7 protein-coding genes are annotated in these 12733 nt (G+C 41.9%); 1 reads left to right on the top strand and 6 read right to left on the bottom strand.

Annotated features, from left to right (window positions below; all coding sequences use genetic code 11):
* Positions 1-23: 23 nt before the first annotated feature.
* The 6 genes from G7074_RS14575 to G7074_RS14550 form a co-directional block, all read right to left on the bottom strand.
* A complete protein-coding gene (locus G7074_RS14575) occupies positions 24-1664 on the bottom strand; it encodes a RagB/SusD family nutrient uptake outer membrane protein (RefSeq protein WP_124558446.1) in 1641 nt (546 codons plus the stop codon).
* A gap of 30 nt (positions 1665-1694) precedes the next feature.
* On the bottom strand, positions 1695-5093 hold the full coding sequence (locus G7074_RS14570; protein ID WP_166209103.1) for a SusC/RagA family TonB-linked outer membrane protein: 3399 nt from the start codon (positions 5091-5093) through the stop codon (positions 1695-1697).
* Positions 5094-5235: 142 nt separating this feature from the next.
* On the bottom strand, positions 5236-6327 hold the full coding sequence (locus G7074_RS14565) for a FecR family protein (RefSeq protein ID WP_124558444.1): 1092 nt from the start codon (positions 6325-6327) through the stop codon (positions 5236-5238).
* Between the two features lie 70 nt (positions 6328-6397).
* Positions 6398-6946, bottom strand: coding sequence for an RNA polymerase sigma-70 factor (locus G7074_RS14560; RefSeq protein WP_124558443.1), 549 nt, complete (start codon positions 6944-6946; stop codon positions 6398-6400).
* A gap of 461 nt (positions 6947-7407) precedes the next feature.
* A complete protein-coding gene (locus G7074_RS14555; RefSeq protein WP_166209101.1) occupies positions 7408-8364 on the bottom strand; it encodes a LamG domain-containing protein in 957 nt (318 codons plus the stop codon).
* Positions 8277-9077: an alkaline phosphatase family protein gene (locus tag G7074_RS14550; protein WP_166209099.1), complete on the bottom strand. Its 801-nt coding sequence runs from the start codon at positions 9075-9077 to the stop codon at positions 8277-8279. Before G7074_RS14550 ends, G7074_RS14555 begins: the two co-directional genes overlap by 88 nt.
* A gap of 418 nt (positions 9078-9495) precedes the next feature.
* Here G7074_RS14550 and G7074_RS14545 point away from each other — a divergent pair, with 418 nt between their 5' ends.
* Positions 9496-12630, top strand: coding sequence for a GH92 family glycosyl hydrolase (locus G7074_RS14545; RefSeq protein WP_166209097.1), 3135 nt, complete (start codon positions 9496-9498; stop codon positions 12628-12630).
* Positions 12631-12733 lie beyond the last annotated feature (103 nt).

Genomic DNA, 12733 nt, shown 5'->3' with positions numbered 1-12733 from the left:
TGATGTAGCCCTTGAAATGATATTTATTGTACCGGATCAAAAGTTCCGTTTTCCCAGCCTATGTTTTGCAGAATTTTAGGGTTATTCTGAATAATACTCCGCGGAATGGGATAAAAAAGACTATTCCCCTGAATTACGATGGGTTGAAGATCGATTGGATCTAAACTCTCTGTAAATACTGTTGCGCTGGTTGGCGGTACTGCAGGAGTTGGATTAATCAGTTTCAATGCTTTGCGGGTTTTACCATTCAGTGTGCTGGAAAGCGTGTTCCATCGCAAAAGGTCGAAGAAACGGATCTGCTCAAAAGCAAGCTCAACCTGACGCTCTTTCTGAATCCGGCTTCTTAAATCGGTCTGACTCATCCCTGCGGTTAAACCATACAAATTATTAACGCCTGGTAGGATTTTAGCCCTTGCACGGATTTTAGTTAAAGCATCGTAAGCAACACTGGCATTTCCGGTTTCGTTGGCAGCCTCGGCTGCAAGCAATAAAATATCGGCATACCTGATGGCAATAAAATCAGTGCCTGATGTGCCGGCCTGGGCAGCCGTTAAGGTAGTATCGACCGCTTTTTTACAATAATATCCAGTATAGGTACCGTTCACATCGCGATAACCATCTATGCCAGAGTTAACATAGGTCCACTGTTTACGGCCAAAATAAGTGGCGCCATTGTAAACGATGGTAGCATAAAACCGGTCGTCGCGGCCACTAAAACGCTGCTGATAACTCAGGGCACTATTCACATCCGAACCATCTTTCATCGGATAGGCATCTGCCATCTCTTGCGAGGGCTGATTTCCGCCAGTCGAATTTACCGATACTGAAATGGGTCTAACTGTAGCATCGCGCCCTTGCGTACGGCCGGGATTAGCAAAACGAATGGCAAAAATTACTTCCTTATTCATCTCGGTAAGGAATAAACTGCCGTACGAATCGAAAAGGCCATAACCACTGGCATTTAATTTTGTTAGCGCCTCGTTACAGGCAGCGTAAGCCGCTTGCCAGCGGCTAGCATCATTGTTAGGATTGTAACGTGGCGAAGCCCAATCGACCAGGATGCGGGCTTTTAAGGCAAGCGCTGCTTCTTTACTCGCCCGGCCTACATTTGAACCAGGCGTAACCGAAGGCAATAAGGCAATGGCCTCATCCAAATCCTTTACCATAAAACTGATACATTCGGAAGTTTTGTTCCGGCTCACAAAAATATCGTCGGTAAGCTCTTGTGGAACCGTTATAATGGGAACACCTCCGTGCCTTCTTACCATTTGAAAATATTGATAGGCCCTTAAAAACTTAGCCTCTCCGGTAAACCTGTTCTTCAAACCGGCACTTCCGGCCGAAGTAGGCAACTGCTTGATCATTAAATTAATTTTACGGATTGCAGTGTAGGGCCAGTAAGAGATACTGGCATCGGGCGTAACCGTGCCGTTAATTACCGGGTTACCATTTCTCGACTCATCGGTATAACCGGTTAAACCCAGGTCCCAGGATGGAACATCGAGATAGAGGTTATTGGCAAAAGCGGTTATCAAAACGGTATCCTGCCACACCAAAGCATCTTGTATATTATTGATGTCGTTCTTTTCTGTTACTTTTTTGCAGCTCCATGCCATAAAAAGCACGGTAGCTAAACAGCATATTTTAAAGCATATTTTTTTCATGTTCTGATCTTTTTAATTGGCTCACATTGTTTAAAAAGAAATACTTGCACCTGCAGAAATGGTTCTGAGCATTGGGTATTGGAATGCGCCATAACCGGTTTCGTTTGTGGGTAATTCCGGATCGTACATCTTAATATCATCGCTGATAATGAAAAGATTGGTTCCGGTTAAGAACAAACGGCATTTCTCCAAACCAATGCTTTTTGTAGCCCTTGCAGGTAAGGTGTAACCAAGCTCCAGGCTTTTTAACCTCAGGTAGTTACCGCTACGAAGCCAAAATGATGAGGCAGGTCCTTCGGTTCCGTTTAAACCGCCAATTTTGGGGTAAGCTGCATTTGGATTCTCAGCCGACCAGAAATCTGACCAAAAGGCAAGTACATTTTGCTCCTGCCACTGACTCCTGTCGCTAAGCATTACTTTACGCGCCCCTACGCCTTGTAACAATACGCCAAGATCAAAGCCTTTCCACGAAGCGCCCAGGGGGATACCATAGGTAATGCGCGGATCGTATGACAGGTTAGATAAAACCACATTATCATTGGCATTGATTATACCATCAGGCGCACCATTGCTGGGACCAAAAAGATCGGCAAAACCAATATCACCAAGCTCAAATGCCCGCGTGCCGTATTTTAGTTTCAGGTAATTGGCCAGTTGTTCCGGATTGCGAATAATGCCGTTAGACTGATAACCTGTAATAAAATTAACCGGCCTACCGGTTCTGCGCTGATAATCGGGAATATTGGCCTGCTCGGGATATTTGATTACCTTATTGGTGGTGTAGGCAAAGTTAAAACCAACATAATATTTAACTTGTCCAATCTGATTATCATGCCTTAAAGTTAACTCAAAACCTTTGGCATTAACCTGCCCATAATTAACCTGTGCCAGTGCAATACCAAATGTAGATGGAACGACGGTTTGGTTGGCCACTAACAAATCGGATGTTTTCTTGTAAAATAAATCCAGGCTACCGCTTATTAATCCTTTATAAAAACTGGCATCTACCCCGATGTTGGTGGTGGCAATTTTTTGCCATTTAATATCCGGATTAGGATAACGTTGTGGTGCAATGGTATTTACAGGAGTTGAAAAAACGGCGCTGCTTTGTAATGAAAAATAAGAATACCATTGAGAGAGATCAATATTATCATAGCCCAGCAAACCATAACCTGCCCTAAGTTTCAAATTATCGACATTAGGTAGCATGTTTTTAATAAAAGGTTCTTCGGATAAAATCCATCCGCCGGATAGTGAAGGGAAATATCCCCACTTATTTTTAGGGGCAAAAGCTGATGACGCATCGGCACGTACAATTGCATCTAAAAGGTATTTACCTTTAAATTTGTAGTTCAAGCGGCCAAAAACCGACGATCTTCCGAATTCATTACCAGTGCCGGTTAAAGAACGGCGGGCAGGATCGCTATTGGCTACAAATAGCTGATCGATAGTACTCGAGAGCAGGTTTTCGCCCTTAGCGGAGAAATTATCTCCTTTAGATTCGGATTGCTCGTAAAAAACCTGCACACTCAGATCGTGCTGACCAAAAGTACGGTCGTAATGGGCAGCAGCATTAAATACATAAGTTTTGTTTTGGATGTACTGCTCCTGAAAAAAATCGTAAGGTTGCTGCGCAGCAGCCTTGGTACCAATTACCTGATCGCCAATTAAATGGTTGTTGCCTCCAAAACGGTTGAAAAGATAAAGGGTATAAGGCTGATACCTGGTTTTATACAGGTCTGATTGTTTATTGTAATTGTAACTGATATCGGCACCAAATCCTTTAATATAATTTGGATTGTAACTCAGTTTTAAGAAACCATTCAAATTGGTCCGATCTCCTTTGATATAACCATTTTTAATTACCTCGGGTACTAAAAAGTGGTATAAACTTCCATCGGGCAGACCGTTTACATACGCAGGGCTTAGCGGAGTAAAATTCATTGCAGCACGGGTAAGATCGCTTAAGGTTGTTGTATTTACGCCATCATACCACCATGGAGTGGTATTTGGCCTAACTGTTCCCTGCAAGTTTACCTTAGCTGAAAAACCATTGCCAAATTTGAAATCGAGGTTACTGAGTATGTTAAACCGTTTAGATTCTAACTTATCAAACAAGCCGGTTTCGCTAAAATAACCTGTAGAAACATAATACCGGGCATTTTGCGAGCCACCTGTTACACTTAAATTGGCATCGGTAGTGCGCGGCGTTTTACTAATCATTTCAAAAAGATCTGTATTAATGGTTCCGGCCTTATAAAATTCAAGTTCATCGGGTGTATAATATCGCGGATCGTTAGCTGCAACGCCTTGATTTAGATAGTAATTGTTGCGGTAAAGTGCATCCTGGTATGAGTTTAGCCTTTTAGGCATGCGCGTAGGATCTGATTGTCCGTGACTGATGTTAAAACTAAACTTAGCAGGTCCTTCGGCGCCTTGTTTGGTGGTAACCAGTACTACACCGCTACCGCCTCTAACCCCGTAAATAGCTGCCGCACCATCTTTTAAAACCGAGATACTCTCGATATCATTGGGCGAAAGTAAATCAAACTCTTGTTTACTACGCGGAATATCATCTATAACATAAAGCGGGTCCTGACCAGAATATGAAGTAGTTCCCCTAACCCTTACTGAAGAACTTACTCCCGGTAGGCCACTTGGGGACATTACCACCAAACCAGCTAATCTTCCGGCAAGCGCATTGGAAACATTGGAAACCGGAATATTGCTAACTGTACTGCCTGAGATAGAAACTACAGACCCTGTTAAAAATTTCTTCTCCTGCTTGCCGTAGCCCACAACTACTACTTCATTTAGCTCTGCTGCATCTTCTTTTAGCACCACCGTCATAAAGCTATTGCTGGCATTCAACTCCTGGGTAACATAACCCACAAACTTAAAAATCAAAGTAGCCGATACATCGGTAACATTGATATTAAACTCGCCATTTTCGTTGGTAACAGCGCCGTTTTTTGTTCCTTTTTCTAAAACGCTTACTCCCGGGATCCCGGTGTTTTTGGCGTCGGTTACCTTTCCCCTAACTACAATCCGGTTATGGTCGCCAAGGGTCAAAACTACCAGGTTTTCTTCTACAATACGGTAATGAATACCTGTGTTGGCCAACACCGTTGCAAGTACATCTTTCCACGATTGGTTGGCAAAACTGGCATTAAAGAACTTGCCGGCGGGCAAAATCTCATCATTGTACACAAAATGTATAGTGGTTTGATTTTCAATAGATTTGAATATCTGTTTCAGGTCTACCTGCTGCATAGAAATAGAAACTTTCTCCTGTGCAACACTCCGGGTGGCAAACGTTTGTAGCGTACCTAATAAAATAAAAAGTACAACAATTTTCATCATAAGCAAAAGCTTGAGCATAGAACGATACGGCCGTTGCAGAACGGCCTGTGGTTCATTTTTTTTCATATATTTGTTTTTTGGTTTTGTTAATTAAATGGCTTAATACGTGTTCAGCGAGGGCCATTTCGACAATTCACAATTAAAGGGGGATGCGTCAACATTCTCCTTTTTTTTCTCTAAAGTTTAGGTTTCTTTCATATCAATTGGTTTAGTTTTTGGTTGAGGTTATTGATTGGATATAAACCAGATTTTTTTCTATCCGGTAGTTAAATTTGGCTGCTAACTGCAGGGAAAGCAACACCTGCTCGAGGGTTTTATTTTCATAGGTTCCTGATAAATTAATCCTTGCGAGGTCTTCATCATTAATGATAATTTCTTTATTGTACCATCTGCCAAGCTTAACAGCAATATTTTGAAAAGGCTCGCCATCAAATACCAGCTTGTTTTCGGTCCAAAGACTTTCTTTTACTTTATTATCTTCAATCTGTACATTCGATTTGCTCAGCAGAATAGTAGGCTGTTCTTTTTTGACGGTTTCTTTCGGTTTGTCTTTTTGCTCATTGTGCACTTTCAGCTTCTCTCCGGGTTTAAGGCTAATTCGGCTTAAAGGCTGATCATCCATACTTACCTCTACCAGGCCATGAATCAGTGTTGTTTCGGTATTCTCATCGTCCGGATAAGCTTTTAAGTTAAAAGCCGTTCCCAAAACTTTTACCTTGATCCCATTAGCCGAAATAATAAAAGGATGTTTTTTATCGCGCGCAACCTCAAAATAAGCTTCTCCGCTTAAGGTAACAGCTCTTGTAGCACCTGTAAATACTTTGGAATAAGAAAGTTTACTATCGGCATTCAGCCAAACTTTGGTACCATCGGCCAATACAACCTTATTTTTTTCTCCTTTTTTGGTTACCAATACCAGCTCTTGATTACTTTGTTTTTTTAACATCAGCAAGTAAATGGGGATTGCAAGCAACAGCATTGCTGCAGCAGCCTGGAGTAGCCTTTTAGGAAGTTTGAATATCTTTTTCTTTTCAGTTTTTTGTGATAATAAGGATTGGTCTGTTGTTGCCTGATCAAAATGGCCCGACAACTGCATTTTAGCATAATGTGCCATGTAGGCCTCCATGGCTTGTGCTTCTTCTGCCCGGCTTTGAGGCTCAGATTTAGCCGTTAAAAGGGTATATATAGTGCGCAAACCCGGATCGTACTCCATAAGTTCGTGCAATTCATTTAATTCTTCGTCTAAAATATTACCGGCATTAACCTGGTTGATCAGCCAGTAAAAGCGTGCGTCGTCCATCAATAAAAAAGGTTATTAATGTGTAAGACAACAGAAAAGGGAAAAGTCCCCAATAAAATTTTAAATATTTTTAACGGTGTAGATATACGCTTAAAGCAGCGCCCAGTTTTTGCTGTGCCAGCTGCAGATGCCGGTCAACGGTATTCGAAGAAATTTCCATGATCTCAGCAACTTCACGGTAAGAAAGGCCATCCTGCCTGTTTAACATAAAAGCCATCCTGCATTTAGGAGAGAGGGCTTTAACGCATTTTTCGATCTTTTCCTTCAATTCGGCATCCAGCATCCTTTCCATTGGTGTAGAAAGTTCTACTAAACTTGATGGGGCTACCTGATCAATATCCCAGGTGGTATATTTTCTATTTCTCACCAAAAAGTTAATCGAGCTGTTTTTAGTTGCACAGAAAAGGTATACTTTGGCATTTGAAACATCGAGCAGCGCTTTTTCCATCGTCCACACTTTCAACAATACATCTGATACAATTTCTTCGGCAATCTCTTTCTGTTTTACGTAAGTGATGCTAAAGCGCAATAGCCCTGAATAAAAATGGAGAAATAGCTTTTTGTAAGCTGTTTCATCTCTCATTAATGCAATCCTATGTTGTAATGCAATAATATCCATCTCAAATTAGGCAGGGAATAGTTCGATATTTGGTTTATGCCTCTTTAACAAATGTTTAAAGGCGCTGATAAAGCTATGTACTTTAAACCACTGCAACAAATTGTAAAAAAAGGTTCTGCTCATGCAGTAGTATTATTTTAAGCTAGCTAAGCAGCTAAATCCGGACAAAAAAGCAGCTTTTTGTTGGTAGAACAGGCCTTACACAAAACAAATGAGACATTTCAGTCTATTTGAAAGGCTATGTAAAAAAGGCAAAATTCCTTAATAAAATGCTGATTAGAATTAACAATTTTGCAGACTAAGAACAGATATCTGGTTCGCTGGCAGCTTTCCTTACAAAAAATACAGTCTGAAATCATAGGATTTCAGGCTGTATTACATTATGCATAACTCTTAAAGTATAATTAAGTATTCCTGATCAAAACCTTAGTGCTTTTTAAGTCTATCATTTTCATAATCAATTAAAAATTAATCAGGGTTTGCCCGTCATAATAAGCCGGAGGGCTAATACCCAGAAAGCTTAAAATGGTTGGCGGCACGGTGTATAAATATGGAGCACCATGATAATCGGTTGTTTTACGATAAAAAATTGGAACCGTTAAAGCACTGCGGGTAATTGTCGCGCTGTTTTTGGTTAGGATATTTATTTTTGGCGTAACCAATGTACCGTTGTAAACCGTTCCGGATGTTTCATTCCCCTTGGTATATAAAACTAAATCTGCTTGCTGTGGGTGTGCAGATGTTAAAGCGGTAAAACTGTATGCACTGATACTGGTTGCCGGTAAAGCCGATTTAAACAACCTTAGCTCAGAAATATTACCGGTAAAATAAGGGCTATAATTGCCAGTTCCATCCTGCCCGATTTTAAATACATTACCGCTTTGTAAATCGCCCACCGACGAGATATTACCTTCGGCTACCTGAATGCCACCATCATATAGGATAGCTTTTTGTGTACCCCGGTTAACTACCACAGCTACCTGATGCCATAACTGATCACTGAGGTCTACCCCATCTATATCCAGGCGGTGTGTTCCATCGCCAAAGTTAGCCCTGATTACACCATTTCTATTGGCAATTATAATGCCTTTGTTATAACCACTCGCCCAGTTTTTATTACCGATAATTACCGGATCGCTGGTGGTTGTAGTTGCCCTGGCCCTAAATTCGATGGTAAAACTGCTGGTTGCACTTAAGTTCAGGTTACTTAAGGCTGGAAGCTCTCCGTACACATTTGTTTTAAAATCGACAGTGGTAATATTATGCGGATTTGATTCGGTGGTAGTGGTGGGCAGTGTATTTACCAGTTGTGGGCTAATTGCGCTATTGTTCAGGATAATAAATGCATTTTGCTCCAGGTAACTACTTCCCCGTGACTTAAATCGCCGCCATGATCTGTAGCAACTACAATAAGCCAATCTTCATTGTTATAAGTAGTCCGCGTTTTTACCGCATTCAGTATCCTTCCTACTCTGGCATCAACGGCCTTTACCGAATCAATATACATTTGTGAGGTAAGCCTGTAGTTACTCGCATGGCCGGCATGATCTACATTATCGAAATGACAAAAGGAAACATCTGTATTGCTGCTGGTAATTTCCTGTATAATTCTGACTTCAGTGGCATTATCATTTGCACTGTTCTGTTTTACAGTTACATCAGGTGTGGCGACAATAAAATTATTTATCGACGACCAGGTTACGATCGATGCTGTTCTTAAAGCAGGTAAGCTGGTTTTAATCTGCCGGAAAAAAGAAGGATAGTTTACAAAGTCAGCACCCGAAAAGCTATTATCAGATGCTTTGTGTTTGGCAACACCTACACCAGTAAACAATGCCGACCATCCGTTTGATGACCAGGTGGGCACCTGTGCCAATGCATTGGTGCTTGTATAAGACTGGTCCATCAGGTTTTTTAGGTTCGGTGCATTAGTCGCTGTGAGGGCTTTCCACACACAACCATCAATACCAATAAAAAGTACTTTTTTAGGTTTTACAGCCAAGATATTCCGCGCAGTTGCCTTTTCATCCGGGGATGATGCACTTGCACCAGCCTCTGTTACAGCCTTTTTACACGAAAGTACGACCAGCGCCGTCGCAATTAGAAATAGTAGGGATTTTAATTTTTTCATAGTTTAAATGTTTAATATTATTGTGTAAATGTTTAATAAAACTAAACATAAGAAAGTTAATAAAAAATTATTTTTTAAAATTAAAGCACCATTTACAAACAGATAATTCGCCTAAAAATCAAAGCTTCCCTACTTAGGGTGGTATTTTCAAATTCATTCATTTTCGCACAGATGAGATTTCCGGTTCTGATTAGAAAGCAATCATAAAAACAAATATTGTACATACATATTACGCTTTCCGTAACAAGGCTATTTATGTCCCTTGATAAAAAAGGATACTATTTTCATTTTTTACATCTAAAAACACTAAATTCTAACTAACTTCAATTTTTAATATGTACATACAAACTATTTACTCCAGTTTATACTTATTTCATTATAAGCTAAGCGGTAGAGTAGATCAAAAATGTAAACACAAATGAACAAGAGAAAATTATCCCTGAACAAATTACTAACCCTGCTTTTGTTGTACTTAACCAGTACCACGAGCGCCCAAACAACTTTGTGGCAAATCGGCAATGCAGATAACAAATCGGCAGAACTGGCGCTGGCGCCATCGGGTTATAAGCATTTTTTGGAAAAAGATTTTGGCTGGGAAGATAAGTTTTATCTGATTGGTGTTTCAAAGCCTGAGCAGGATTGGGCTTATATATTGCCTGGCCCCAAAGATGCCTGGGGAGGCACAGGCGGAACCTCAGGTCTAAGAACACATAATGCCAATATTTTATTCGGCCTGCAACACCAGCCTACAGGAGCGGGCTGGAAATTTGTAGTAGACCTGATTGGTTATCAGGGCACACTACCTCCCCTGTTTAAAGTTACCATTAATGGTGTTTCGCATGTAAAACAATTGCCTAAACGGGAGGCTGATAAGTCTTTTGAAGGTGATTTAAACACAGCACACGAATATAAAATTGAAATTCCACTTGAAGCGAAACAGTTGCGGAAAGGCGGTAATGAGATTTTGATGACCACCCTTGAGGGATCGTGGCTGGTGTTTGATCAGGTGAGGTTGGAAGGCCCGGCTTCGGCCAGGTTAATCAGCAATAAAAATGTGTTTTTGAGAAGGGTAAAGCCTGCGGATTATCAACTTAACGCGCAAGGTAAAGAAATTCAGCCTTTATTAGTCGATGCACAGCTGATTTCTGGCAAACCTGTGCTAACGGTAAAACTGGATGGTAGTGAGGTATTCCGTGAGCGGCTGGATAGTGCAAGATACCAGTTCGAGGTGCCCATGCCTGCTGTTACAGTAGCTAAACAAAGTAAGTATGAGATTTACAGTGATGGGATATTGCTGGAAAATGGCATGGTAAAACGATCGGCACAACGGTTGTTTACGCCTGCAGATTATGTAGATACCAGAATGGGCACTGCTCATTCCCGCTGGATGATTGCTCCTGGCCCCTGGATGCCCTTTAGTATGGTAAAACTCAGCCCCGACAACCAGAATAACGGCTGGCAGGCTGGTTACGAACCAAGTTTTGAGAGTGTGGGTGTATTTAGCCACATCCACGAATGGACAATGGCCGGCTTAGGCATGCTGCCGGTAAACGGCCCGCTAAAGATTAAAACAGGCGATGAGCGGAGTACTGGCGAGGGCTACCGCTCGCAGATTGATAAAGCAACAGAAGAAGCCCCTTTGGGTTACTATAAAGTAATGCTAAGCGATTATAAGGTTAAAGCAGAGCTAACTGCCACTACCCGCTGCGGTTTCCAGCGTTATACCTACCCTAAAGCTACTGATTCGAGGGTGATGATTGATTTACAAATCCCCTCTGAATATGCCTATACACTTAAAAATGTAACCCTGAAAAAAGTAAGCGACAGGCGGATTGAAGGGGTATCGAGACAGTTTACGCCCGGTGCCTGGTCGGGTGATGTAAACCAGGATTACCAGCTCCATTTCGTAATTGAATTTGATCAGCCAATTCAAAAATTCGGAACCTGGCAGAATGATAGCGTGGGTAATAAAGATCTGGTAAATACCGGGGAAGTAAAAGATGCTGGTGCCTATGTAGAGTTCGACACCAGAACAAACCCGGTGGTGCAGGTGCGTACGGGTATTTCGATGGTGAGCATTGAAAATGCTTCAGATAACCTGAAACAGGAAATTACCGAACCTTATGGATGGAGTTTTGATAAGGTAAGAAACGGACAACGTGATACCTGGAATAAGCTGATTGGACGGGTGGCTGTTCAATCTAACGACCGGAGAGAGAAAATCCGTTTTTATACCAATATGTACAGGGCACTGGCCAGCCGGAATACCTGGAGCGACCTGGATGGCAGCTGGGTAGATGCTTTTCAAAAAGTGCAGAAACTCAAAGACCCTAATTCGCTGGCACTGGGTTGCGATGCTTTTTGGAATACCTTCTGGAACCTGAACCAGTTTTGGAACCTGGTTACCCCTGAGTGGTCTTCTAAATGGGTAAAATCGCAGCTGGCCATGTACGATACCAATGGCTGGCTGGCCAAAGGACCTGCGGGCATGAATTATGTACCCGTAATGGTTGCAGAACATGAAATTCCGTTAATGGTGAGCGCCTATCAAATGGGCATACGCGATTTCGATGCCAATAAAGCGTTTGAAGCCATGAAGAAAATGCAAACTACTCCATCACAAAAGGTGGGGCTCGGTTATGCGGGCAACCGTGATCTGGTCCCCTACCTAAAGTACCATTTCGTACCTTACGACCTTGGAAGATTTTCTAATACCTTAGAATATGCTTACGATGACTGGACGGTTTCGCAGTTTGCGCGGGCGTTGGGCAAAAAAGAAGATGAAAAAGAATTTGCCATAAGGGGAAACTATTGGCGTAATGCAATTGACAAGGAAACGGGGTATGCCCGGATGCGTAAATCAGACGGTACCTGGGCGCCAGATTTCGATCCTTTTAAATCAGGTGCCAACCACCACTATGTAGAAGGTAATGCCTGGCAGCTCACCTATTTTGTACCACAGGATGTACCGGGATTGGCGAAAGAGATTGGGGCAGATAAATTTGTAGAGCGCCTGTCGTGGGGGTTTACAGAAAGTAATAAATTACGTTTCAATGCACCGGGCGACCAGTACTGGGATTATCCGGTAATTCAGGGTAACCAGCAGTCGATGCATTTTGCCTTTTTGTTTAACTGGGTGCAAAAGCCCTGGCTAACGCAGCGTTGGAGCAGGGCAATTATCGACAGGTATTATGGCAGCGATTTAGCAAATGCTTACCTGGGTGATGAAGACCAGGGCCAAATGAGTGCCTGGTTTGTAATGGCTGCTTTGGGCTTGTTCCAAACGGATGGGGGCTGCAGTATCGAACCAGTTTATGAAATTGCCAGTCCTATTTTCCCATCGGTAACCATTAATCTTGGTGAGCAGTATGGCCGTGGAAAATCATTTACAATTGAGGCTTCTGATGTATCACGCGACAATAAATATGTACAAAAAGCTACCTTAAATGGAAAGCCATTACAGTCTTTCAAATTTCCTGCAAGCGAATTATTGAAGGGTGGGAAACTGATATTGCAAATGGGACCAAAACCTAATAAGAACTGGGGAATATAAAATCTGGATCTGTATTCGGAGTAAAAATAAAGCCTGAAACCTTACGGTTTCAGGCTTTATTTTTAAGCACAGTATTACTTCGTTAATCTCTTTTAGCATGAGA

This window comes from Pedobacter sp. HDW13 (genome assembly GCF_011303555.1).
Lineage (GTDB): Bacteria > Bacteroidota > Bacteroidia > Sphingobacteriales > Sphingobacteriaceae > Pedobacter.
This window is presented reverse-complemented; position numbering and strand designations above follow the sequence as displayed.

Bases quoted from the DNA above. Each gene is read 5' to 3' on its own strand.
- G7074_RS14550 (WP_166209099.1), bottom strand. From the start codon at position 9,077: ATGAAAAAATTAAAATCCCTACTATTTCTAATTGCGACGGCGCTGGTC.
- G7074_RS14565 (WP_124558444.1), bottom strand. From the start codon at position 6,327: ATGGACGACGCACGCTTTTACTGGCTGATCAACCAGGTTAATGCCGGT.
- G7074_RS14545 (WP_166209097.1), top strand. From the start codon at position 9,496: ATGAACAAGAGAAAATTATCCCTGAACAAATTACTAACCCTGCTTTTG.
- G7074_RS14560 (WP_124558443.1), bottom strand. From the start codon at position 6,946: ATGGATATTATTGCATTACAACATAGGATTGCATTAATGAGAGATGAA.
- G7074_RS14575 (WP_124558446.1), bottom strand. From the start codon at position 1,664: ATGAAAAAAATATGCTTTAAAATATGCTGTTTAGCTACCGTGCTTTTT.
- G7074_RS14570 (WP_166209103.1), bottom strand. From the start codon at position 5,093: ATGAAAAAAAATGAACCACAGGCCGTTCTGCAACGGCCGTATCGTTCT.